Here is a 21,563-nt window from a genome sequence, read left to right on the forward strand (position 1 = left end):
TGAAAATCATTTCGGTATTAAAATAAAAAGGCCGCCCGTTTGGCGGCCTTTGTTTTGGTATCGTATCAAATTGACTCAAAGCAGGAAATCAGGCGTTGCCCGCAGGCTGACCTTCCATCTGTTTGGCGAATTTCTTGCGGAAAAGATCAGCAAAATCAATCTGCTGCATCATCAACGGCGGGAAGCCACCATCGGCAGTCAGGTCAGAGATGATTTTGCGTACATAGGGGAACAACATACGCGGAACTTCGATCAGAAGAACCGGCAGACGGTGTTCGTCAGCCACATTAAGCGTCACGACGGCACCATACTGAAGTTCCGCGATGAAGGCGACCTTGTCGGCAACGTCGGCTTTGACGTTAATTTTAACAGTGACTTCGTGAAGTTTCTGGTCCTGAGTCGTACGCGCCTCGACATCGACATCGATGTTGATTTTAGGTTGCTGTTGCAGGGCTACGCTTTCCGGTGCATTCGGATTTTCGAAGGAAAGATCCTTTATGTACTGGGTGTGGATCGTGATCGGGTTGCCAGTCGGCTTCTGTTCTTCGCCGCCCTGTCCTGCACCGGTGGTGTTCTCGGCCATTAAAGTATAACTCCCTTAAATCTCGGTCTTGATCAGAAACAAGCCGTTCAGAACGTATCTGCCAGGGGATTGGCAGCATGATCAGATGTTCTGAAACTGGCTGATATGCTTGTTTCTGACGCCGCAACCTTGCGGCATGTCCTCTCATGGCCTAGCATGTCTTCTGGATACGGGCAAGAAAATCGCCGTAACACTAGGTCTAGGTCAAAAATGGCGCAAAAAGGCCACTTTGGGTGTGACCAGCAGTAGGTAGCCAAGCCTTGCAGAATGTCGCGCAAGACGTCGAATAGCCGCCAAAACGACAACAGATCCCAGCGCGTGGTCAAAGTCCTGTCGGGAATGATCGATGTGATCGGTTATGCCAAACGTGGCGAAGAATTGTCATTATGAATTCTTGGGCGGCAGATTGCGGGGATCATCGTCATTTCTGTTGTGATCGGTTGTATCCCTGCTTTCGCCATTACCATTGGTGGGACTGACATTTTCGAAGTCACCATCAATGATCGGTCCAGTACCCGGACGCCGTCCGCGGCCAGCAGAAGTACCGCCCGACGACGAGCTCTCATTGCCATAGGTCCGGCGCGAGAAATTGGTCCGGATATTGCCCGACTGAACCAGTTTCATGATGACGCCGGCACCAACCGCCTTTCGCAGCGGCGGGACCAGCAACAGAAAGCCCATGGTGTCGGTGACAAAACCGGGGGTCAGCAGCAGCACACCAGCAACCAGAATGCAGATGCCGTCAAACAGCTCGCCAATCGGCATTTCGCCTTGATCTATCTGGGCCTGCGCACGGGCCAAGGTTTGCAAACCCTGAGCACGCATCAGTGAGGTTCCGACCACAGCGGTCAGGATGACGATGCCAATCGTTGGCCAAAGGCCAATCAGTTCGCCTGCCTGAATGAAGACGGCAATTTCGATGATCGGCATGGCCACGAAGATGGCCAGAAAATAAAAGCCCATTTTTGCTCCGCTCGGCTTTGCATTTGGTCGATGTGATCAGGTTTGATCACAGTCTGTCAGGTAAACATACTTTGACAGGACCTGTCCGCAAAGCGCAGTATTACATAAACATGTTGGTTTTCAGGTATTTCGCTTTAATCTGACCTGAAAGACTTTCTGAATTTGTCGGCAAATTAACGGTATAACTGGACGAAAATGCGGCAGTTTACCAACGTGTTCGCGACGATATGATGATTGTGCGAATGAACATGGTGAAACCGATCACATTTTAAATGCGATAGGGAGTTGCCCTTGCATTCGCTTCGGTTCATACCATTTCTCGACCACAGCAGTTTTGCTGTTTTTGGCGTTTTTCGAAACCTTACAGATCAAGAGTCCGGGCTTGCAGTATTTCGACATCATTCTTTTCGCATTGATCGCTGTTTTTCTGGTTTTGCGTCTGCGCAGTACCCTTGGGCGCCGCAATGGCGAGGAAAAACAGGGTCCAACGGATGTTTTTGGCCGTCGTTCGCACGAGGATGACAGCAAAGGTGCCACCAATGGCGCGCCACAGCCGACGGACAATGTCTATCGCCTGCCTGATGCCGACAAGGTAGTCGGAAAGGATGATGCAACTGTTGCGGTTGACAGCAGTGCCTTTAGCGTGTTGCAGCAAATCCAGAAAGCTGATCCCGACTTTACCCAGCAGGATTTCCTGAATGGGGCGCGGATGGCATTCGAAATGATCGTCGAATATTTTGCCAAGGGCGACAAAGACGGCCTGAACCCGCTTCTTTCGGCCGAAGTCTATAAAAACTTTGCCGCCGCCATTGATGCTCGTGCCGAAAAGGGAGAGCGCGAGGAAACAACGCTGGTCGGAATCAAAAGTGCCACCATTCACGATGCCAGCCTTGAGGGCCGCACCGCCTATATCACGATCAAATTCGTGTCCGAGGAAGTATCAGTCATTCTCAATAATGAAGGTGATGTGATTTCCGGCGATCCGAATCAGGTGGTCGAGGCCGAAGACCTCTGGACGTTCGCACGCAATATTGAAAGCCGCGATCCAAACTGGCAGCTGGTTGCGACCGAAACGCCGGAAGAAGAGACCGCGCAGTAATTTGGCGGTCTCCACTGGCACTGAATTGATAAAGGCGATCCAGACGGGTCGCCTTTTTTATTGCCTGATTTTATGGATTTGATGGCCGTTGTGGGTTTCGATTATCGGCTTGTTAAGCATGTTTTTGGACAATCGCGGCAGATAGTTGAAATGGGCAAGCATGGGTCAAATCATCTTGCCGGTTCTGATCGGATTTTGCAGATAGCGGGTTTTGCCTTGAAAAGACGTCTGGTTTTGTCGCGACTTCTTTCATTCATTGCGGTTTTTATCGGGGCGACAGGTGCTCTTGTCTGGCTGTTTTGGACCGATATTGCCGGTTTTGTCGGATGGGGAGAGGTATCGGAAAAACCGGCAGATGCACTGACACTGAGTGCCACGGACTTCAATCATCTTGATGGTTGGCAGTCTGACGACATGCGCGGCAGCCTGAAAGCGTTTCAGCGGTCCTGTGCAGCAATGATCAAACGTTCTGATGACCGCGATATCGGCCCGGACCCGCGGATGGGAACGGTTGGTGACTGGCGCGGATTGTGCGAAACCGCGCTGGCACTTGAGCCCGATACGATACGCAAGGAAGACGCACGCACCTTTTTCCAAAGCGGATTCAAACCGTGGCTGGTGGGCAATAACGACGATCCCGAAGGATTGTTTACCGGTTATTTCGAGCCGGAACTGCGCGGTAATCTGACCCGAGAAGGACCTTTCCAGACGGCGATTTACCTGAAACCTGACGATATGGTGTCAATTGATCTTGGCGCGTTTCGTGAGGATCTTAATGGCACAACACTGGTCGGTCGGATTGAGGGTAAAAATGTAAAGCCCTATTACGACCGTGCGGCGATTGAAAATGGTGCACTTGCCGGACGGGATCTTGAACTTGTCTGGGTTGATGACGCGATTGATGCATTTTTCCTGCAAATTCAAGGATCGGGCCGTGTTGTTTTGCCAGATGGCAGTGTTTTGCGCATCGGATATGCTGCGACCAACGGCCATCCCTATTTCGCAATTGGTCGGGAACTGATCGAACGGGGCGAGTTGACGCGCGAAACCGTATCTTTGCAAACCATCCGGCAATGGTTATCCGATCATCCCGATCAGGCAGCTGATGTTATGAATACCAACGCATCCTTTGTGTTTTTCAATCCGCTGAAAACCGACCCTGATGACCCTGATGCCGGGCCGCTTGGATCGCAGGGCGTACCGCTGGAAACAGGGCGGTCATTGGCTCTTGATCGGCGTTTCCATGCCATGGGGGTTCCGATCTGGCTTGAAACCGATGATGCGATGAATGCCGATGCCAGATTTCATCGTCTGATGGTTGCGCAAGATACGGGCGGCGCCATTCGTGGTCCGGTACGCGGGGATATTTTCTTTGGCCCTGGCGAGGATGCCGCCCTGCATGCCGGTCATATGAACCGCAAGGGACGCAAGTTTGTTCTGCTGCCGGCATCAATTGATCCGGTCAAACTGGCAGAGGTTCAACCCTGATGCTGCGCCATATAGTCCTGCTTCAGATCAGTGATGCAGTTCCGGCATCGGAAATTGACGGATTACTCCGCGAATTATCCGAAGTGGCGCTTGAAACGCCGGGAATATGTGCCTTTGTTGGTGGTCCCAAAACACCGGGAAGCGGCATGAGCCAGGGTTTTACCCATGCCTTGACCATTGATTTCACCGATGCGCTGGCGCGCGATTCCTATTTATCAGGTCTGGATAAAGACGGGGTGGGTCGGCGTATTTCGGAAATGACAGTTGGGGGGCTTGGCGGAGTGTTAGCAATAAATATCGATATTTCAGATATGAAAGCACCTGACGACATGGCACCTAAAAAGCTTCAGGCGAAATGGGCCTGATGATAAATCAGAATCAATGGAATGATCCTGATGCGATTAAACCAGCTAAGAAGTGCTGATAGTTTTCTACTGAAAACGTTAATCAGAAAATCAAAATAAAACGGGCAGGATAACCTGCCCGTTTGTAATTCCAGATGTTTGCCAAGTTGTACGGGTTAATTATTGCGCGGCAACGACATTGGCATTTTCAGCATCGGATGCGTTGCCACAACCACCGACGCGTGATTTGCGTTGGCGCTGACTTTCGGATTTCAACTGGCCGCAAGCTGCCAGGATATCGCGGCCGCGCGGCCAGCGGATCGGCGCTTCGTAGCCGAGTTCAAGCAGCGTATGTGCGAATTTCTTGATGTCGTTGGTCGGCGTGCATTCATAGTCCGAACCCGGCCATTTATTGAACGGGATCAGGTTGAATTTGCAATGAACGCCCTTGACCAGTTTTGCCAGTGCGCGTGCATGTTCAGGTTTGTCATTCACGCCTTTAAGCATCACATATTCCATGGTGATCGGGCGCGAATTGGACATGCCGGGATAATGGCGGCAGGCATCCATCAGTTCCTTGAGCGGGTATTTCTTGTTGATCGGCATGATCTCATTACGCAGATCATCATCAGGCGCATGCAGTGAAATCGCCAGACCAACACCGAGTTCCTCGCCACAACGCACGATTTCCGGCACAACGCCAGAAGTCGAGAGGGTAACGCGACGGCGCGAAATTGAAATTCCTTCACCATCCATGGCGATTTTCAGCGCTTCACGGACATTTTCATAGTTAAACAGCGGCTCTCCCATGCCCATCATAACGATGTTCGACAGGCGACGGATACCGTTCGCAGGGGTTGGCCATTCACCATAACTGTCACGGGCAACCATGAACTGGCTGATGATCTCGCCAGGGGTAAGGTTGCGCACCAGAAGCTGGGTACCGGTATGGCAGAATTTGCAGGTCAGTGTGCAGCCGACCTGCGATGAAATGCAGACAGCACCACGATCTTCGTTACGATCAGGGATATAGACGGTTTCGGCTTCGTTACCGTCATGGAACTTCATCAGCCATTTATGGGTATCGTCCGAGCTTTTCTGATCGGCTGTTAGAATCGGGCGGCCAATATAGAAGTCCTGCGACAGTCGATCGCGAAGCTTTTTGGAAATGTTGGTCATATCCTCGATGTCTTTGACACCGCGGTTATAAATCCAGTTCCACATCTGCTTGACGCGAAACTTGCTTTCACCCATTTCGCCAAGCAGTTCGGTCAACTGATCGCGCGACAGACCCACAAGATCACGACGTCCGTCAGCAGCCTGCCCGTTGGCGGCGCGCGTTACGAAATCGGTCAACGTCGGGCCGGACGGTGTGGCACCGTTTTCGGCGTTCTGGGTCACGTTTTCGGACAGGACGTCGGTCATCCCGGGCACTCTCTTTGGTGTTTGGCGTTTATCGGCGTTTGTTCTTCGTTACTGGCAGCATCTTACTGTTTCCGGTCGTTTCCGGGTTTGTGCATCCGATGCGCGCCGATTTGCAACGGGGCGGAACTATAACAGATTTTTCCGCGAAATGCTTTTGGCGCATAAACCATGGCCCCGCATATAGCGGGGCCGGGGCAATTTACAAACGATAAAATTCACATTGCAGCTATTTGCCGAACGCGATGCAGCTTTACAAGCGCCTAAAACCACTGGGATTTATCGGTTCTCTGTTCGGTTAGTTAACCGGTTTGGCGTCGCAAGCCTTTGAAATTGCATTATAGGCAGCGGTGAAACCGGAAAGAGAATAAGTATCGGTAGTTTTCGTGCCGCGTGATGAGTTCCCGACAACAACCATCGTGCTGCCCGACTTCATGGCACTGACCAGTTTTCGGTCTTCTTCACCGTTCACGGCCCAAGCTGAATCTTCGTAGGTGAACAGTTTGAAGCTTTTGGAATCGATTCGAAGGTCAACATCGCTATCCTTTTCATAGGTATAGCCGGTGATGAAACTGACTTCGTTGAACAGTTTGAGCGCCGGGCGGTGCGTGACCATGACATAGATCTTGCCGCGCTGGGTGTAGTCGCCTTTGGCCGAGGTCGGCTGACTTCCGATATAGCAAACTTTCTTGCCTTTCTCGGAATAGCTATAGGCCTCCCATTTTCCATATACATCAATTAGTTGCGGCGCATTTTGCGCAATCGCAGCCTGAGAGATCAAAGCGATAAGGGCGGCAGCTGCACCTGACAGCGAATTTCTGACAAGACGATGGGCGTGTTTTTTCATGGGCTCGCGTATCGTGTCTGAAGTTTCGGGACGAAGACCTTAAATCCACCCGATGTGGCGGATTTATGAGAAATTTTCCCAAGGGTGACGGGAAAAGGTAAATATTCGACCAAGGAAATAACGGCATATCGCGAAATTTGAAAAAATCGACTGCGATATGGCAAAATGGTGCAAATACCTGTTCCTTTTGGGCTTTCAACCCTTGTTTTTTAGGGTAGCCCGGGCTTTTACGACCTGATCGAGGCAATCTTGGACCGAGATTTTATCGGCACTTTTGCGTTTGCGGGCGAGCATATGGGTCATTTTGCGTTTTTGTCCTTCGGCAGCCGGGAAAAAGAACGCGTCAAAGGAGCAGTCATCGGACCGGTATTGCCAAACCCGTGCGGGGCCTTCGCCGCGGGTCATTTCTGGTTCGCCGATTTTTTGTTCTACCGCGTCCTCCGAAAGACCCATCAGGGTTTCAGCCTTGATTGATTTAAAGGGAACAGGCGGAATGGCAACCGTGATACGCGGCGACTTCGATTTGGCCGTGCCAGTCGAGCTTGCCGCGGGTTCTGTTGCCATTGACGTCGCGCTACCAGTGGCAGATACTTGGGGTTTTTTCGGGATGTCCTGGGTCACGCGCGGTGAACTGGCCGATGTAGCCTTGCCATAGTTCTGATTGGTGCTGCCCGGCGGGAGGGCATTGCCGCCACATGCCACAAGTGATGTCGCGATCAGGATCATCGCACAAAGAAGCCCGGCGGGGTGTGCTTCACCACGCCGGAGCTGTATCGGGGTCGTATGGACTGGTGAGCGGTTTATGCCGATCACGGATCAGATATCGTCGCTTTTGCGCGGAATGGTGATCGCAGCCGAATGACCTGTACGGCTGGTGCCGTCGTCGCTGCCTTCAACATATTCCAGCGAGCCCTTGATACGTGCACCGTTTTCGATTTGAAGTGCACCATAGGTGATCTTGCCGTTGATGTCGGCTGTGCCGATCACGATGACGCGGCGTGCTGTCAGATCGCCTTCGAAGGTGCCGCTGATTTCGGCTTCGTCGACCTGTGCGGTACCGACAAATGTCCCACCCTGGGAAACTTCAAGGCGGGTGCATTCCTTGATCTGGGCTTCAACATGGCCCTCGACGACAAGTATGTCGCAGGAACCGATTTCGCCAGCCAGACGGATATCGCGGCCAACCGTCAGCTTCTTGCCTTCGGTGTTGCTTGGTGTTGCGCTCGGACGGCCAGCACTGCCGCGGGTCGGAATTTCAAGCGGGCGCTTCGGGATTTCCGGGCGGAAGCTGGTGGAATGCGGTTTGCTGGACATTTGCGGTTCTTCCTTTGTGCGCGGCTGGGTAAATAGCTGCGGCTCACTACGTTTTTCTGTTTTTGTGGCGGTATCGTTGCTGGCACTCGCACTTTCGTCCGAAGTCGACGTGTTCGGCGAGGAAGCTGTGCTGTCGGAAAGACCGCCTGAATTCAATCTGGAAGAAGATGTATCTGACGAAGCCGGGCTGCTGTCGACTGTTTTGTTGGCTTTTTTCTTTCCGAACATGGGGATGACCAAATCCTTGTCTTGCAGTTTTGTTTCAGGTTTCCGCCGTTTTATCCGATGCCCACCGGAATGGCGTCAGGCTGTGGTCCGGTTTTCGAACGCGCCCAGACGGACGGAGTAATGTACCATAAAGGCAGTCGCAATGATCGGAGCCACAAGGTTGACCAGCGGCACGGTCATCAGGAATGTCAGGCCGATCCCGGCAAACCACAGTTTCATCTGGCGGCTCTTGCGAATGGCATTCACCATCTGCACATCATAACGACGTGCGGCGACCAGTTCAAAATATTCGCGCGAAAGCAGATACCCATTCATCGCATAGAACGCGATGATGTAGACCGGTCCGGCCAAAAGAAGCGGCAGTATCAGGATGTTAAGCGCCAAAGCGGTCAATGCGAATTTAAGGCCGCTGATCAGGGCTTCGGTGATCGGTTGTGGGCGGGTGTCAGGCAGGGTTGGATAATATTTATCTTCAACCGCATCGGCGATCTGATCAAGCAAAAGGCTTGAAATCAGCACGGTCGCTGCCGGGAACATCAACAGCACCAAAAATGCCAGACCAACGCCAAGCAGCCAGTCTGCCGCGGTTTCCATCCAGCCGCCATCGGCAAAAAAGGTTACCGAATTCAGGCCAAAGCCAATCAGCATCCAAAGCCCGACAATTGTTGCCAACGCGCCGGCAACGCCGATCCACACAACCTTGCGAAAACGCGGGTCGGAGAACTGGGAAACGGATTTCAGAAAGTCATTGATCATTGGCGGATTTTATCCTGCTGACACTGTCGTAAACACGCTTGAAGGGAATCATGCCAAACATTACTAGGCAATCAAAATTAACAGGCCGTGAAATCGGTAGCGGATTTGACTGATTTTTTGCCCAAAGCGTTGGATATCGTATGTGTTGGGCAGAAAAAAGGCGTCCGGTCAGGGGGGAGAACCGGACGCCAGCGCTCCGATGATCTGGAGCGTGAGGAAAGGTAGGGGAGACCTGTTCCTCACACTTGGCTCCCACATCAAAATTCGGGAACCTTGTGACAGATTTTCATATAGGGACTATAACCCCCGTCTGCCATAGATCAGGCCGCTTATCGGCGATAAATTTCTTGGATGCAGGTGAAAAATGTCATACCGATTGATCGTTGCGAAACAACAATGTTTGCAAGAGTTTGAATCGGAATGCTTAACCGCTTTGTCAGGCAGATTTGACATTTTCGTGAAGTTGACCGGGAATTTTGAAATCAGCCGCGCTGATTGGGCCAGATGCGGTCAAATTTGAATAATGCCGGGTCCAGCTTCATGCCTTCTTCGGTATTGAACAGGGTCACGGTCGTCTCTACCCCAGCGGGGTCGGTGACAATCCATTGACGCAACTGCATCGGGTTTTCCTGAAATACCAGTGTGACACTGCCAGCACCCGGATCGGATTTACGCACCATTTCAACCCGCATGGTTTCGGCGGTACGTTTGAAATCAACAACCTTGACCTCTCGTGTCAGAGACACGTCCTTTGCCAGAATGATACCAGCCGGGGTTTCGTCGATATTGAAATAGGTCGGCGCGTTGATTTCCTTGTCATAATAAATGAAATCAGACCCGGTGGAGACCAGCAGGATTTGAGCGGGCGGGTTATATTCAAACCGCATCTTGCCGGGCCGCTCCATATAAAGCTTGCCCTCTGCGGCACCACCATCCGACGAGATCTGGACGAAATCGGCTTTCAGCGTGGTGATGTCCTCAAGATAGTTTTCGATTTTCTCGATGGTTGCCTGATCTATCGCGCCTGACTGCGCCAAAGCACTTGCGGGCGTAAGGCTGATTGAAACCGGTGCGGCAATCACAAAGGCTGTGGCAAAGACGGATGCCGCCGTCATGGAGCGGAAGCGTGCGCCCACCTGTTTGATGCGGAATTTGCCGAATTTGCTGAAGAATGCCATGTGACAGCCTGTCTACCCGTTTTAAGAAATTCTGTGATCGCGATTGCGAAACCGGAATGGCGAATGATAAAAATTCAGCCAAATTGTAACCAACCACAATATGTACAACATATCGCATCATTTGGCCGGGAAGGCCAGCCGGGTCAAGTCACGCCCGCAAATGATCACAATTGGCCGGGTTTGGCCGCATTTGCAGCAGTGATCGGCTTTCCGGCAACAGGAGAAAGCGTTTTATGAGTCGTATCGTCGCAATTCAGATGGATCCAATCGCATCGATCGATATCAAGGGGGATTCAACCTTTGTGATGGGGCTCGAAGCCCAGTCACGCGGTTATGATCTTTTGCACTATCATCCCGATGACATGTTTTATGACCGCGGTCGGATCAAGGCCGAAGTCCGCCCGATGACGCTTCGTTACGAGAAGGGCAATCACTATGATCTGGGTGAGGCAAAGATCATAGATCTCTCCAAAGAAACCGATGTGATCCTGATGCGTCAGGACCCGCCGTTTGATATGAATTACATCACGGCGACCCATCTGCTTGAAGCCGTTCATCCGGAAAGCTTCGTGGTCAACCACCCCGGCCATGTCCGCAATGCGCCGGAAAAGATTTTCGTTACAGAGTTTCCCGATCTGATGCCGCCGACCCTGATTACCCGGTCGGCCGCGCGTATTCGGGATTTCCGCGAGGAATTCAAGGACATCATTGTCAAGCCGCTGTTTGGCAATGGCGGGGCTGGTGTTTTCCATCTGAAACCGGGTGACGAAAACCTGAATTCGTTGTTGGAACTATTCGCCGCGCAGTCGCGCGAGCCTTTGATGGTGCAGGCTTACTTGCCCGATGTGCGCAAAGGCGACAAACGCATCATTTTGGTCGATGGCAAACCTGTCGGTGCGATCAACCGTGTCCCGGCCGAGGGCGAGGCACGGTCGAACATGCATGTTGGCGGCGTAGCGGAAAAATCCATGCTGACACCGCGTGAACTTGAGATTTGCGAACGCATTGGTCCGGAACTGAAAAAGCGCGATCTGATCTTTGTCGGGATTGACGTGATTGGCGATTATATGACGGAAATCAACGTCACCTCGCCGACCGGGCTTCAGGAAGTGAACCGTTTTGACGGATCGAAACTGGAATCCCTGATCTGGGATGCGATTGAAACCCGCCTGTCCTGATCGGATTTGACGACGGGACGATTTTCGGGGCAAGCGGTTTAACCACTTGCCCCTTTTTCTGGCCCCCTGTCTGGTCGGAACGGATGGCTGCGAAATGGCCGGATTTCATCGGCAATTCTGCACCAATTTGCTACCTATATCCGTTGATGTGACCGAATTCATGCCCGCAGGCTGGAACCAAATGTCTGTTTCTGCGTATGATTTTGGGATCAATCATCATCAAGGCGGAATCCGATTGCATGGCGGATAAGCAAAACAGCGCAATTTCAACAAACGGTACCTTTGGCCCGTTCCTGTTCGCGCGTGGCAGCGACGATAAAACGGCCCGTCTGGCCGCCCTTGTTGTGACGCCGGAAGGAGCCGATCCGGCCGAGTTTCGAATCATGGGTCAGGATATTGTAACCCCGACAAAGCTTGCGAACCGGTTCGGGCGTCATTACTGGCGTTATGATTTCGAGCTGCCGGTTGCGTCGGATGCGCATTATAGTTTTGATATCGAAACATATTATGTGAATACCGATTTGACTCATGACCTTCGGATCGGGTTTGTCTCGTGTAACGGACAAGAAGACGGCGATCTGGACCGACCTTTGGCGGATCGTAATGCGCTGTGGATTGATTTGGCCCGCGAACATCGAAAACGGCCTTTTTCCCTGCTTTTGCATGGCGGGGACCAGATTTATGCCGACGGGGTCTGGGGATGCCATCCTGATATTGTCACCTGGAAAAAGACGAGACGTCAGCAGAAACTGGCAGCGGATTTCACCCCCGAGATGCGCAATAGTGTTCTGAAATTCTATCTGGAACATTATCTTGAAATTTATGGGCAGCCGCAGATCAGCCATATACTGGCGCGGGTGCCATCTTTGATGATGTGGGATGACCACGACATTTTTGACGGTTGGGGCAGTCACAAGAAATGGTTTCATGACAGCATGGTAGCAAAGGGCATGTTTGCCTGTGCGCGAGAAGCATTTTGCCTGATGCAGCTTTGCACCGTGCCCGACGAATTGCCGCAGAAAATACTGGATCGTTCGGGGCAAAGCCTTGGCTGGCGTACGGATTTCCCCGGATTTTCGGTGATTGCGCCCGACTTGCGGTCGGAACGGACCCCGCATGCGATCATGGGCGAACATGGTTGGCGGGACATGATTGCGACACTCGATACGATTCCGGAACATCATCGTATTTTGTTGATGTCGAGTGTGCCGGTGATTGGCCCGCGCCTATCACTGGTTGAGGCGATCCTGCATCTGATGCCCAGTGCGCAGAAATACGAAGATGACCTGCGCGATCAGTGGCAAAGCCGTTGGCATCGTAAGGAATGGTGCCGTTTTCTGGAAACCATTGAAGATGTCGTCGTCAAGGGCGGTTATGACATGACCCTGCTTTCGGGGGAAATTCATGTGGCGACCCGCGGCACGTTTGAAACCCATGGCAAGTCCATTCACCAACTGGTGGCATCGGGCATTTCGCACACTGCCCCGCCGGTGGCGTTTGCGCGTGCGCTTGGTCTTTTGGCATGGATTGGCGATAATCCCCTGCCCGGTCGCCCGACCAAGCTTAAGCCGCTTCCTGGGCGGATTGGCACCTATTGCGCTGCACGCAATTACCTAACACTGGACCGAAAGGGCGAGAACTGGCGGGCCAACTGGCATCTGGAAAACATTGGCTGGACACCGGATTTAACAATCTAGGGAGGATCCCATAGTTCCTACCATGCAGCTTTACTATTCGCCGACATCGCCCTTTCCACGGAAGGTGCGGATCAATGTTCGCGAATTGGGATTGGAAGGCGATATTTCTGAAATTATGATCAATCCTTGGACGGATGCGGCTTTGCGTGACGGTATGATGTCCTCGACCGGGCGATTATACGCCGATAGCAAACGCCCGGAAACTGAACGTTCCGATTTCGTAATGGATCGTCAGCGTGCCGCGGTTCATGCAAGCATTGACGCTTTAGAAGCCGGGATCAGCAGCCTCGCAACAGATAGGCCAGATATCGGCACTCTTTCGGTGGCCGCAGCCCTTGAATATGTTGATTTCCGCTGGCCCGATGGGTGTTTTGCTGTTTCAGACGATCTACGCCATTGGATGGCGGGCATGGCCAATCGCCCGGCCATGCTTGCCACGCGGTATCATTTGCTTCCGGTTTGACAGATCTGATCTGCATGGATGCAATATTGTCCGTGCCGGTTAAACAAGCTATAGCGTGGCGGGGCAGCCAGATGTGTTATGATGTCGGGCAGCAACTTTTCAGATGAAACGGGTTTCATGACCGACATTACCAAATCCATGCGTGAACGGGCCTGGGCCCGGGCCGGAAAAATTCAGGGTGAAGATTCCGCCGAAGTGCGCAAGCACCGTTCCAGCGGCATCACGATGAAAAAAGAAAGTTTTGGCAAGTTCCGCAATTTTGGCTGGACCGTTGTAGATGGCGTTGCTGTTCCATGCCGCAAGGAATTCCTGCCGCCGCGTGACGGCGATGCGACTGATGGCGATGCATCTGAAGATCTGGCCAAATCCGAACCTTCCGAAGACTGATCATCTGATTCTGTCCTAGCCATTCGTCAGGCTGATCAAATCTGTCAAAAGGTGGCGCGAATCGGAATTCGCGACCAGAGCGTTTAGCTCTTTCTGGGTTTTTTGCCAGATCGGAAAGGCTTTAACGAGCAACGCCATTCCCTGATCGGTTAGAGTCAGTAAACGACTGCGTTTATCTTTGGGGTCGATATCGATTGCAACCAGCCCCCGTCGTTCTAGCGGTTTAAGATTGGCGGTCAGTGTTGTGCGATCCATCGCCAGCAAATCAGCAACATCTTGCATATGCGGCGGGTGTGGCCGGTTAAGCGACATAAGCAAGGAATATTGCCCGCTGGTCAGGTCAAGCGGGCGAAAAGCATCGTCGAACCGGCGCGCAATCGTGCGCGCGGCCCGCCGCACATGCAGACAAAGACAACTGTCACGCACCATCAGCGTCGATGAAAACGGGACTTTATCGTTCTGGTTGAAATCTTTTTTTGACATGAATTAATTATGTTGATATCAACTTATTTGTCAAACGGGAAAATAAGAAAAAACTGATCAATCGTTTGGTTCATAAAGCGCCACCACGCTTTACCCGATTTGGAATTCACTTCTGAACGGCAAGGAGGAAGCCCGATGCAGAAGATCAGCCCCTTTCTATGGTTTGACGGCAACGCCGAAGAAGCCGTCAATTTTTATGCGTCCGTTTTTCCAAATGCCACGATCGGCAAAATTCTCCGCAGCAGCAAGGCCGGACCCGGACGGGAAGCCCATGTTTTGACCGTAAGTTTTGAGCTTGAAGGTCAACAATTCACAGCCCTTAACGGCGGGCCGCAGTTCAAGTTTACCGAGGCTGTTTCCTTCACCGTGTCCTGCAATGATCAGGCAGAAGTTGATTATTACTGGGACTGCCTTTCCGAAGGTGGGGAACCCAGACAGTGCGGCTGGCTAAAAGACAGGTTTGGCGTTTTCTGGCAGATCACTCCGGTTCGCCTGATCGAATTGATGAACGATCCCGATCCGGATGTAGCGGGCCGGGTGGCAACAACCATGATGTCTATGGAAAAATTCGATATCGCCGGGATTGAACGTGCCGCCAAAGGCATCTGAAAACTCCACGCAAAATTTTAGCCAATCCCTCGCACCACCAACGCAAGGAAATGCCCCCATGACTGATAAACAAAGCAAAGACAAAGTTGCTATCCGCGAGATTTTCACCCGCTGGTCAACGGCGGCGCGTAACAAGGATCTCGACGGTATCATGGCGTTATATAGTGATGATATCTGCTCCTATGACGCGGTTGGTCCGTTACAATTCAAGGGCCGCGACGATTATCGTGCCCATTGGGAACGCTGCATGGCGTTCGATGACGAATTCATCATGGAACCGCAGGAACCCCTTATTCGCATTTCCGGGCATTTGTCAGTTGCACGGTTCCTGATCCGGTGCGGTATGCGCAAGGAAGATGGGACCGAACAGGCAAGCTGGATGCGGTCAAGCTATCACCTTGAAAAACACGATGGTCAATGGCGCATCATGCATGAACATTTTTCCGTGCCTTTTGACTTTGAAAACGGTTCCGCCCAGTTCGGGTTGCAGCCGTAATTCTGTGTACTTACCCACCTTATAGTCAAGGAATGCCCCAATGAAACTGATCACGTATCTGAATTTCGATGGTAATTGCCGTCAGGCTTTTGAATTCTATCAATCGGTCCTGGGTGGTGAACTGATCATGATGCCGTTTGGCGATACGCCGATGGCCGGCGACACTGCGGAACTCAACGACAAAATCGCCCATGCATGTTTGATGGGGGATGGCTGGCACTTGATGGCGTCCGACTGCCCGCCAGGCTATTTTGCTAAAATGCAGGGTATGACAGCGTCCCTGCATTTTGAAAAAGCGACCGATGCCAGAAAAATGTTTGATACTCTCTCGTCAGGTGGCGAAGTCACCATGCCGTTCGAGGAAACCTTCTGGTCGCCGGGTTATGGCATGTTTACCGACAAGTTCGGTACGCCCTGGATGATCAATACCGAGATGTCGCCAGAAGACGGAGCAGGTTGTGCCTGATCACCGGGGATAAACGACTTGTTGCCTTGATCCCCGTTTCCCGCCAAAGTGGTATATATAACTTGGGGTTACGGGGATCAACACCACATGACAGCACGGGTTATGACCGTCGCCTTTGCCGGGATTGATACAATTCCGGTCGATGTGCAGGTTCAGATGGCAAGCGGATTGCCCGCTTTTAGCGTGGTTGGCTTGCCCGACAAGGCGGTTTCCGAGGCGCGCGAACGTGTGCGATCCGCGCTTTCAGCGATGGGGCTGGCATTGCCGCCCAAGCGCATCACAATCAATCTGGCCCCCGCCGATTTACTAAAGGAAGGATCGCATTTCGATCTGCCGATTGCGTTGGGTCTTCTGGCCGAGATGGATGTGATCGGACACGAAGACATTGCGAATTTTGTCGTACTGGGTGAATTGGGGCTTGATGGCAGTATCACCGGCGTCGGCGGGATTTTACCGGCGGCCATGCAGGCAAGTGGCTTGGATCGGGGGATTATCTGCCCGGCAGATAACGGTGCGGAAGCGCTTTGGGCAGGGGAACTTGAAATTCTGGCACCATCGCGTTTGACCGGATTGATCAACCATTTCAAAGGAACTCAGATCCTGTCGCGGCCATGTGCGCCGAAGGTTAGCTCATCTCCCGTATCATTGCCAGATCTACGCGATATCAAGGGGCAGGAAAGTGCCAAACGCGCGCTCGAAATTGCTGCGGCTGGCGGTCATAATTTACTGATGAGCGGCCCGCCCGGTTCGGGAAAATCGATGCTTGCCGCCCGTCTGCCGGGGCTTTTGCCAGAATTGAATGCCAGACAGGCCCTTGAAACTACCGTGATCCATTCGGTTTCCGGGATGCTGCCCGAAGGCGGTCTTATCCGCACAAGACCCTTCCGACAGCCCCACCATTCGGCATCCATGCCTGCACTTGTTGGCGGTGGCCATCGTGTTCGCCCTGGCGAGATTTCCTTAGCCCATCATGGCGTTCTGTTTTTGGATGAATTACCGGAATTTCAGCGCAATGTCCTTGATGCATTGCGTCAGCCACTTGAAACCGGGCAGGTATCGGTTGCGCGTGCCAATGCGCATGTAACCTATCCGGCGCGCGTGCAACTGGTGGCGGCAATGAATCCCTGCAGGTGCGGCTATTTGGGTGATAATGATCTGGCGTGCACGCGGGCACCGCGATGTGGCGAGGATTATCAGGCGCGGCTTTCCGGCCCGCTTCTGGATCGTTTTGATATCCAGATTGATGTTCCCGCAGTCACACCCGAAGAACTTGACCTTCCGGCGTCGGGCGAGGCGACGCAGGTGGTGCGCAAACGGATTTTGGTGGCGCGCGAAACCCAGTCATTACGATATAAAAATGATAATATTTTGACCAATGCTGAAGCAGATGGCGAGGTCTTGCAAAAAGCAGCGATTCTGGATGAGGATGGGCGTGCCTTGTTGCAGGATGCCACGCGTCAGATGAAGCTTTCAGCTCGCGGGTATCATCGTGTTTTGCGTGTTGCCCGCACGATTGCCGATTTGGCGGGCATGGATAACGTCAAGCGCGGGCATATCGCCGAAGCCCTCGGTTACCGGCATATGGCCTATCGGAGATGATCAGGCAACGCGGGAAATCCGGTAAACGGACGATGGTGGCACATTGCGCATGATCGTTCCGATCCGGCTGGCGCGAAGGCCCATCCGATCAAGAATGGTGCTTGGAATCGGGCAGCGCGGGCCATAGGTGAACTGATAGAAGGCACCGGTAGGTCCAAGATAACGGAATGCACCATTCAAAGCACCCATCACTTGGCGGGGTCGCATGGAAAGCAATGGCAGGCCGCTGATGGCAGCACCCAGATCATTGGATGGATAAAGCGGGTTTAAGGTGATCCGGCTGGCATCCATATGCAACACCCTGGCACGTGGATAACGATCTGAGAGTAATCGGGCAAATTCGGCCCCGGCTTCGACCAGGGTCAGATCGCCCTCATCAAGACCGCGCGCGATCAGGGCCCGTGTAAAAACACCGGTACCCGGACCAAGCTCAAGCACGGAGCCGGTTGCGGGGGAAATTTCGGATGTAATCAGTTCTGCCAATGCCGAACTGGAGGGGGAAATGGCCGAAACCCGTTTGGGATTGGCCACCCAGGCCCGAAAAAACGGCAACAGGTCCGACATCGCATTTACTGCCTTTTGATCGAATTTCGATAATGACGTCAATCTCATCATCCTTCATGTCGCCAAAAGTGCAGGTTTGTGTTCATTTTGTGAGAACACGCGAAAAACCGGGATATCGCGATTAATGTGTGTTCCGACGCAGATCATCAATCAACTGTGCCTTGGCCGGATCAGTATGGAAACTTGAAGGGATGATCATCATTCCCTTGGTGCCATCGCGGGCTTCGATCATATAAAGGGTGGCATCATCCCCTGGATCGGTACCTGCATCGACACTGTTGCTGTGCACGATTTTAAGTTCTGCCGGATCATAGACCGGGCCGCCCCCATCACAACGCAATACGCCATCTTCATAAACGAATTGATGCGAAAAGCCGTGGCGGATGGCATTTTCCTGCAGTTCTGCGAGATTCATGACTTGGCTCCTTGCTCGTTTTGATATCCGTGTTTCATAAACGCGCAAAGAGAATGACTGTTCCGTCAGGATTAAGGATTGCCCGATTTGCTTTCGCGTTGCTGACTTCGCAAATGGTCAATCAGTTCGGCCTTTTCATGTTCTGTGTAAAAGCTGCTCGGTACGATCAGGGTGCCACGCGTACCGTCGCGGGCCTCGATCATATAAAGCGTCGCATCATCACCCGGATCGGTGCCGCTATCGACGGATCGACTGTCGATAATAGTCAGATCATTGGCGGAATAGCTTACTTCATTGCCATCGCAGGTAACATGGTTTCCAGCCGCACTGAAATGATGGGTGAAGCCCTTTAGTGTGGCAACTTCCTGCAGTTCGGAGAGATTCATGGTGTAAGCTCCGTTTGCCGGTGTTTCGTGGGTTTTCAATCATAGCACGAAAAGGCTGAGAAATATTGCCATTACTATGGCAGAAAACCTCAGATTTCCTTTTTCATACCTTCGTGGCTGGCAACAAAACCAAGCCGTTCGTAAAAGCGGTGCGCATCCTTTCGGCTTTTATCGGTTGTGAATTGCACAAGCGATGCACCAAGTAATTTCGAAATCGAAATGGATTCGGTAATCAGCTTTTCCCCGACCTTCTGACCGCGACATTTTGACGACACCCGCACCCCTTCGATCTGCGCACGCAGACGGCCTTTGCGCGAAAGCCCGGCAATCAGGGTCAGTTGCAGACAACCGACGATCTCATCCCCGCGACACGCCAGCAGGTATTTGTTGGGAAGAGCTTCGGTGCTTTGGCTTTCCATGGCATCGAACGCGGCATAATAGACATCAGGCAGTGGATCGCGCAGTTCTTCGCGGGTTTTGCCCTTTTCGTCATCGGCCAGAAGCGCAACGATGGCAGGCAAATCTTCATGCGTGGCATAGCGGAAGGTAATATCGGTCATAAAGGCATCCTTGTTCGGGGCGTGGTGCCATCATGGGTTAAAATCAGGAGCTTGCCAATTTGCCCGGTGGAGTTTTTGCGAGTTTCTTGTCGCTGTTTTGGCAATAAGGCCATTCGTGGAATGGCAAAGGTGCCGTCCTCATGTTTTCAGGACGGCACCCTTGCGTAATCACCCTGTCGCGCGGGATCGGGGGAAAAGCGGCAGGGCAATCAATTTAATGATCCGGATCAGGCCAGGCCACCATTGGCGCGCAGCGTCTGTCCATTGACCCAACCGGAATCCGGCCCAGCCAGGAAGGAGACAACACCGGCGATGTCTTCTGGCTGTCCGAGGCGTTCAAGTGGCGGCATTTTGGAAAACTGCGTAATCTGTTCGTCGGTCTTGCCGTTCAGGAACAGCTCGGTAGCGACCGGACCGGGGGCAACGGCATTGACCGTGATATTGCGGCCGCGCAGTTCCTTGGCATAAACACCTGTCATGGCTTCAACCGCCGCCTTGGTTGCATTGTAGACCGCATAACCCGGCAATTTCAGATGAAGGGCCGTGGTTGAAAAGTTGATTACCCGACCATTATTGCGCAGGCGTTTGGCCCCCTCGCGCAGCATGTTGAAGGTACCGCGTACATTGGTATCCATCATCGAGTCATAGACCGCGTCACTCATTTCCGAGATCGGCTGTGTTGTCATGACGCCAGCATTATTGACGATGACATCAACCCCGCCAAAACGGGTTTCGGCGTGATCGAACATCTGTTTGACGGCATCAGCATCGGTGATATCGGCCTTGATTGCCATCGCCTGATGGCCGCTTGTTGTCAGTTCGTTGACAAGGGCGTCTGCGCTGTTGGCACTGTTGGCATAGTTGATAACAACGGCAAAGCCATCCTGCGCCAAGCGTTTGGCAAGGGCCACACCAATGCCACGTGCGGCACCGGTGATAATGGCGGTTCTGGTTTCATTTGCATTTGTCATGTCGGTTTTCCTGCCTGGTGATGAACCAATTTCGATGGGCGGAGTATGAACCGGATGACATTTGGGATAATTACCCCATAATCGACAATACTGTTCGATAAATCATAACAATTGGAAATGCGATGGACCGGTTTGAGGAAATGCGCAACTTCGTTCGAATTGTCGAGCGCAGAAGCTTTACCAAAGCAGCGACGGATCTTCAGATACCACGCGCCACGATGACCAACGCCATTCAGCGCCTTGAAGAACGGTTGGGTACTCGGCTTCTGAATCGCACCACCCGGCAGGTTCGACCAACTCTGGACGGCGAAGCTTATTACAAGCGCTGTATCCGGATACTGGGCGAGCTGGAGGAAGCCGACGGCCTTTTTCGGCCTTGTGCGCCCAAAGGGCTTTTGCGCGTCAATCTTCAGGGGACACTGGCCCGGATGTTTGTCATTCCGGCCCTGCCGGGCTTTATGGATGAATATCCTGATATCACGCTTGTGGTGGCGGATGGCGATCGGTATGTCGATCTGGTTCATGAAGGATATGATTGCGTGTTGCGCAGTGGGGAACTGGTCGATTCATCCATGATCGGCCGTCGTTTGGCAACAATGCCCGAGGTGACGGTTGCAAGTCCTGGCTATCTTGAAAAATATGGCATGCCCGAACGGATCGAGGATTTTGAACGCCAGGGACACCGGGTTGTTTCCTTCCTTTCCGGTGCGGATGCCAAGCCGATGCCGCTTGATTTCACGATTGACGGTCTTGTGCGGCAGGTGGAGATTCCTGCCAATATTTCCGTGACCGGGGCGGATTTATATATCGCGGCGGCTATTGCCGGGCTTGGGATCATTCAGGTCCCGTATTACCGCGCGGTGGCCGATCTGAAGGCCGGTCGGCTGGTCGAAATCCTGCCGCAATATCCACCGGAATCGATGCCTGTATCGGTGCTTTATCCACATAGCAGGCAACTTTCACCGCGCGTTCGTGTGTTTACCGACTGGTTGGGGCAGCTTTTTGCCAATGGGGTCGAAGGACTGATGGCAAGCTGATTGCGGTTCGAGGTGACTAACGTTGGCAGG

At 52.7% G+C, this 21,563-nt stretch carries 28 protein-coding genes; 14 read left to right on the forward strand and 14 right to left on the reverse strand.

The annotated features are described in order from the left end of the window. Window positions 1-88 precede the first annotated feature (88 nt). On the reverse strand, window positions 89-583 hold the full coding sequence (secB, locus tag SMB34_RS07780) for a protein-export chaperone SecB (RefSeq protein ID WP_037989030.1): 495 nt from the start codon (window positions 581-583) through the stop codon (window positions 89-91). A gap of 267 nt (window positions 584-850) precedes the next feature. Between secB and SMB34_RS21520 the strand changes: the two genes are divergently transcribed. Continuing rightward, entirely contained in the window at window positions 851-973 is a 123-nt protein-coding gene (locus SMB34_RS21520) for a hypothetical protein (RefSeq protein WP_276202144.1), read from the forward strand. On the opposite strand, the gene SMB34_RS07785 is transcribed toward SMB34_RS21520, so the two are convergent. Then, on the reverse strand, window positions 968-1,546 hold the full coding sequence (locus SMB34_RS07785; RefSeq protein WP_037989033.1) for an FxsA family protein: 579 nt from the start codon (window positions 1,544-1,546) through the stop codon (window positions 968-970). The two genes, SMB34_RS21520 and SMB34_RS07785, sit on opposite strands and share 6 nt — an antisense overlap. 382 nt (window positions 1,547-1,928) lie before the next feature. On the opposite strand from SMB34_RS07785, the gene SMB34_RS07790 reads away from it, so the two are divergent. From SMB34_RS07790 to SMB34_RS07800, 3 genes are all read left to right on the forward strand, one after another. After that, entirely contained in the window at window positions 1,929-2,645 is a 717-nt protein-coding gene (locus SMB34_RS07790; RefSeq protein WP_147262130.1) for a Tim44/TimA family putative adaptor protein, read from the forward strand. 234 nt (window positions 2,646-2,879) lie between these two features. Next, window positions 2,880-4,133 (forward strand): murein transglycosylase A, encoded by a 1,254-nt coding sequence (mltA, locus tag SMB34_RS07795; RefSeq protein WP_240478778.1) that lies wholly within the window; start codon window positions 2,880-2,882, stop codon window positions 4,131-4,133. Further along, complete coding sequence (locus tag SMB34_RS07800) at window positions 4,133-4,498, forward strand: Dabb family protein (protein WP_037989035.1); 366 nt, start codon at window positions 4,133-4,135, stop codon at window positions 4,496-4,498. Before mltA ends, SMB34_RS07800 begins: the two co-directional genes overlap by 1 nt. A 159-nt stretch (window positions 4,499-4,657) precedes the next feature. Here SMB34_RS07800 and rlmN read toward each other — a convergent pair whose 3' ends face one another. The 4 genes from rlmN to SMB34_RS07820 all read right to left on the reverse strand — a co-directional run bounded on the left by rlmN (window position 4,658) and on the right by SMB34_RS07820 (window position 8,060). Continuing rightward, window positions 4,658-5,902, reverse strand: a complete 1,245-nt coding sequence (rlmN, locus tag SMB34_RS07805; protein ID WP_037989037.1) for a dual-specificity RNA methyltransferase RlmN — start codon at window positions 5,900-5,902, stop codon at window positions 4,658-4,660. Window positions 5,903-6,197: 295 nt separating this feature from the next. Next, window positions 6,198-6,746 carry an invasion associated locus B family protein gene (locus tag SMB34_RS07810; RefSeq protein ID WP_007088493.1) on the reverse strand — a complete coding sequence of 183 codons (549 nt, stop codon included), beginning with the start codon at window positions 6,744-6,746 and terminating at the stop codon, window positions 6,198-6,200. A gap of 195 nt (window positions 6,747-6,941) precedes the next feature. Then, window positions 6,942-7,559: a hypothetical protein gene (locus SMB34_RS07815; RefSeq protein WP_156962656.1), complete on the reverse strand. Its 618-nt coding sequence runs from the start codon at window positions 7,557-7,559 to the stop codon at window positions 6,942-6,944. Window positions 7,560-7,562: 3 nt separating this feature from the next. Beyond that, window positions 7,563-8,060 (reverse strand): bactofilin family protein, encoded by a 498-nt coding sequence (locus SMB34_RS07820; RefSeq protein ID WP_223304929.1) that lies wholly within the window; start codon window positions 8,058-8,060, stop codon window positions 7,563-7,565. Here SMB34_RS07820 and SMB34_RS21445 point away from each other — a divergent pair. Continuing rightward, entirely contained in the window at window positions 8,050-8,409 is a 360-nt protein-coding gene (locus SMB34_RS21445; protein WP_223304931.1) for a hypothetical protein, read from the forward strand. The two genes, SMB34_RS07820 and SMB34_RS21445, sit on opposite strands and share 11 nt — an antisense overlap. On the opposite strand, the gene SMB34_RS07825 is transcribed toward SMB34_RS21445, so the two are convergent. Continuing rightward, window positions 8,364-9,044, reverse strand: coding sequence for an EI24 domain-containing protein (locus tag SMB34_RS07825; protein WP_037989043.1), 681 nt, complete (start codon window positions 9,042-9,044; stop codon window positions 8,364-8,366). The genes SMB34_RS21445 and SMB34_RS07825 overlap by 46 nt on opposite strands. Before the next feature lie 482 nt (window positions 9,045-9,526). Further along, window positions 9,527-10,222 (reverse strand): LolA family protein, encoded by a 696-nt coding sequence (locus tag SMB34_RS07830; RefSeq protein ID WP_037989045.1) that lies wholly within the window; start codon window positions 10,220-10,222, stop codon window positions 9,527-9,529. A 233-nt stretch (window positions 10,223-10,455) separates the two neighbouring features. Here SMB34_RS07830 and gshB point away from each other — a divergent pair, with 233 nt between their 5' ends. The 4 genes from gshB to SMB34_RS07850 all read left to right on the forward strand — a co-directional run bounded on the left by gshB (window position 10,456) and on the right by SMB34_RS07850 (window position 13,947). After that, complete coding sequence (gene gshB / locus SMB34_RS07835) at window positions 10,456-11,400, forward strand: glutathione synthase (protein WP_037989048.1); 945 nt, start codon at window positions 10,456-10,458, stop codon at window positions 11,398-11,400. A gap of 239 nt (window positions 11,401-11,639) precedes the next feature. Then, window positions 11,640-13,097: an alkaline phosphatase D family protein gene (locus SMB34_RS07840; RefSeq protein ID WP_037989252.1), complete on the forward strand. Its 1,458-nt coding sequence runs from the start codon at window positions 11,640-11,642 to the stop codon at window positions 13,095-13,097. 22 nt (window positions 13,098-13,119) lie between these two features. Then, a complete protein-coding gene (locus tag SMB34_RS07845; RefSeq protein ID WP_037989050.1) occupies window positions 13,120-13,560 on the forward strand; it encodes a glutathione S-transferase family protein in 441 nt (146 codons plus the stop codon). Between the two features lie 117 nt (window positions 13,561-13,677). After that, window positions 13,678-13,947 carry a hypothetical protein gene (locus tag SMB34_RS07850; RefSeq protein WP_174441865.1) on the forward strand — a complete coding sequence of 90 codons (270 nt, stop codon included), beginning with the start codon at window positions 13,678-13,680 and terminating at the stop codon, window positions 13,945-13,947. 15 nt (window positions 13,948-13,962) lie between these two features. Here SMB34_RS07850 and SMB34_RS07855 read toward each other — a convergent pair whose 3' ends face one another. After that, entirely contained in the window at window positions 13,963-14,430 is a 468-nt protein-coding gene (locus tag SMB34_RS07855) for a MarR family winged helix-turn-helix transcriptional regulator (RefSeq protein ID WP_037989052.1), read from the reverse strand. 135 nt (window positions 14,431-14,565) lie between these two features. Between SMB34_RS07855 and SMB34_RS07860 the strand changes: the two genes are divergently transcribed. From SMB34_RS07860 to SMB34_RS07875, 4 genes are all read left to right on the forward strand, one after another. After that, window positions 14,566-15,039 carry a VOC family protein gene (locus SMB34_RS07860; RefSeq protein ID WP_037989054.1) on the forward strand — a complete coding sequence of 158 codons (474 nt, stop codon included), beginning with the start codon at window positions 14,566-14,568 and terminating at the stop codon, window positions 15,037-15,039. A gap of 58 nt (window positions 15,040-15,097) precedes the next feature. Next, window positions 15,098-15,535, forward strand: coding sequence for a YybH family protein (locus SMB34_RS07865; protein WP_037989056.1), 438 nt, complete (start codon window positions 15,098-15,100; stop codon window positions 15,533-15,535). Window positions 15,536-15,575: 40 nt separating this feature from the next. Next, window positions 15,576-16,001: a VOC family protein gene (locus SMB34_RS07870; protein WP_037989058.1), complete on the forward strand. Its 426-nt coding sequence runs from the start codon at window positions 15,576-15,578 to the stop codon at window positions 15,999-16,001. Window positions 16,002-16,088: 87 nt separating this feature from the next. Continuing rightward, window positions 16,089-17,600 (forward strand): YifB family Mg chelatase-like AAA ATPase, encoded by a 1,512-nt coding sequence (locus SMB34_RS07875; RefSeq protein ID WP_037989061.1) that lies wholly within the window; start codon window positions 16,089-16,091, stop codon window positions 17,598-17,600. Here SMB34_RS07875 and SMB34_RS07880 read toward each other — a convergent pair whose 3' ends face one another. From SMB34_RS07880 to SMB34_RS07900, 5 genes are all read right to left on the reverse strand, one after another. Next, the gene (locus tag SMB34_RS07880; RefSeq protein ID WP_051682181.1) at window positions 17,601-18,212 is read right to left on the reverse strand and encodes a class I SAM-dependent methyltransferase; all 612 of its coding nucleotides are present in this window, start codon (window positions 18,210-18,212) and stop codon (window positions 17,601-17,603) included. Between the two features lie 73 nt (window positions 18,213-18,285). After that, entirely contained in the window at window positions 18,286-18,579 is a 294-nt protein-coding gene (locus SMB34_RS07885) for a hypothetical protein (RefSeq protein ID WP_007088479.1), read from the reverse strand. 71 nt (window positions 18,580-18,650) lie between these two features. Then, window positions 18,651-18,965, reverse strand: coding sequence for a hypothetical protein (locus tag SMB34_RS07890; RefSeq protein ID WP_007088478.1), 315 nt, complete (start codon window positions 18,963-18,965; stop codon window positions 18,651-18,653). Between the two features lie 89 nt (window positions 18,966-19,054). After that, a complete protein-coding gene (locus tag SMB34_RS07895) occupies window positions 19,055-19,525 on the reverse strand; it encodes a GNAT family N-acetyltransferase (protein ID WP_007088477.1) in 471 nt (156 codons plus the stop codon). A gap of 227 nt (window positions 19,526-19,752) precedes the next feature. Beyond that, the gene (locus SMB34_RS07900; RefSeq protein WP_037989064.1) at window positions 19,753-20,496 is read right to left on the reverse strand and encodes an SDR family oxidoreductase; all 744 of its coding nucleotides are present in this window, start codon (window positions 20,494-20,496) and stop codon (window positions 19,753-19,755) included. 122 nt (window positions 20,497-20,618) lie between these two features. Between SMB34_RS07900 and SMB34_RS07905 the strand changes: the two genes are divergently transcribed. Further along, the gene (locus SMB34_RS07905; protein ID WP_037989067.1) at window positions 20,619-21,533 is read left to right on the forward strand and encodes a LysR family transcriptional regulator; all 915 of its coding nucleotides are present in this window, start codon (window positions 20,619-20,621) and stop codon (window positions 21,531-21,533) included. Window positions 21,534-21,563: the final 30 nt, after the last annotated feature.

The sequence above is a fragment of the Thalassospira permensis NBRC 106175 genome, assembly GCF_000714555.1.
Taxonomy (GTDB): domain Bacteria; phylum Pseudomonadota; class Alphaproteobacteria; order Rhodospirillales; family Thalassospiraceae; genus Thalassospira; species Thalassospira xiamenensis.

Excerpts from the sequence above, each read along its gene's own strand:
- secB (WP_037989030.1), bottom strand. The coding sequence starts at position 583 with ATGGCCGAGAACACCACCGGTGCAGGACAGGGCGGCGAAGAACAGAAG.
- SMB34_RS21520 (WP_276202144.1), top strand. The coding sequence starts at position 851 with ATGTCGCGCAAGACGTCGAATAGCCGCCAAAACGACAACAGATCCCAG.
- SMB34_RS07785 (WP_037989033.1), bottom strand. The coding sequence starts at position 1,546 with ATGGGCTTTTATTTTCTGGCCATCTTCGTGGCCATGCCGATCATCGAA.
- SMB34_RS07800 (WP_037989035.1), top strand. The coding sequence starts at position 4,133 with ATGCTGCGCCATATAGTCCTGCTTCAGATCAGTGATGCAGTTCCGGCA.
- rlmN (WP_037989037.1), bottom strand. The coding sequence starts at position 5,902 with ATGACCGACGTCCTGTCCGAAAACGTGACCCAGAACGCCGAAAACGGT.
- SMB34_RS07810 (WP_007088493.1), bottom strand. The coding sequence starts at position 6,746 with ATGAAAAAACACGCCCATCGTCTTGTCAGAAATTCGCTGTCAGGTGCA.
- SMB34_RS07820 (WP_223304929.1), bottom strand. The coding sequence starts at position 8,060 with ATGTCCAGCAAACCGCATTCCACCAGCTTCCGCCCGGAAATCCCGAAG.
- SMB34_RS07825 (WP_037989043.1), bottom strand. The coding sequence starts at position 9,044 with ATGATCAATGACTTTCTGAAATCCGTTTCCCAGTTCTCCGACCCGCGT.
- SMB34_RS07830 (WP_037989045.1), bottom strand. The coding sequence starts at position 10,222 with ATGGCATTCTTCAGCAAATTCGGCAAATTCCGCATCAAACAGGTGGGC.
- gshB (WP_037989048.1), top strand. The coding sequence starts at position 10,456 with ATGAGTCGTATCGTCGCAATTCAGATGGATCCAATCGCATCGATCGAT.
- SMB34_RS07840 (WP_037989252.1), top strand. The coding sequence starts at position 11,640 with ATGGCGGATAAGCAAAACAGCGCAATTTCAACAAACGGTACCTTTGGC.
- SMB34_RS07845 (WP_037989050.1), top strand. The coding sequence starts at position 13,120 with ATGCAGCTTTACTATTCGCCGACATCGCCCTTTCCACGGAAGGTGCGG.
- SMB34_RS07850 (WP_174441865.1), top strand. The coding sequence starts at position 13,678 with ATGACCGACATTACCAAATCCATGCGTGAACGGGCCTGGGCCCGGGCC.
- SMB34_RS07855 (WP_037989052.1), bottom strand. The coding sequence starts at position 14,430 with ATGTCAAAAAAAGATTTCAACCAGAACGATAAAGTCCCGTTTTCATCG.
- SMB34_RS07860 (WP_037989054.1), top strand. The coding sequence starts at position 14,566 with ATGCAGAAGATCAGCCCCTTTCTATGGTTTGACGGCAACGCCGAAGAA.
- SMB34_RS07865 (WP_037989056.1), top strand. The coding sequence starts at position 15,098 with ATGACTGATAAACAAAGCAAAGACAAAGTTGCTATCCGCGAGATTTTC.
- SMB34_RS07870 (WP_037989058.1), top strand. The coding sequence starts at position 15,576 with ATGAAACTGATCACGTATCTGAATTTCGATGGTAATTGCCGTCAGGCT.
- SMB34_RS07875 (WP_037989061.1), top strand. The coding sequence starts at position 16,089 with ATGACAGCACGGGTTATGACCGTCGCCTTTGCCGGGATTGATACAATT.
- SMB34_RS07880 (WP_051682181.1), bottom strand. The coding sequence starts at position 18,212 with ATGAGATTGACGTCATTATCGAAATTCGATCAAAAGGCAGTAAATGCG.
- SMB34_RS07885 (WP_007088479.1), bottom strand. The coding sequence starts at position 18,579 with ATGAATCTCGCAGAACTGCAGGAAAATGCCATCCGCCACGGCTTTTCG.
- SMB34_RS07890 (WP_007088478.1), bottom strand. The coding sequence starts at position 18,965 with ATGAATCTCTCCGAACTGCAGGAAGTTGCCACACTAAAGGGCTTCACC.
- SMB34_RS07895 (WP_007088477.1), bottom strand. The coding sequence starts at position 19,525 with ATGACCGATATTACCTTCCGCTATGCCACGCATGAAGATTTGCCTGCC.
- SMB34_RS07900 (WP_037989064.1), bottom strand. The coding sequence starts at position 20,496 with ATGACAAATGCAAATGAAACCAGAACCGCCATTATCACCGGTGCCGCA.
- SMB34_RS07905 (WP_037989067.1), top strand. The coding sequence starts at position 20,619 with ATGGACCGGTTTGAGGAAATGCGCAACTTCGTTCGAATTGTCGAGCGC.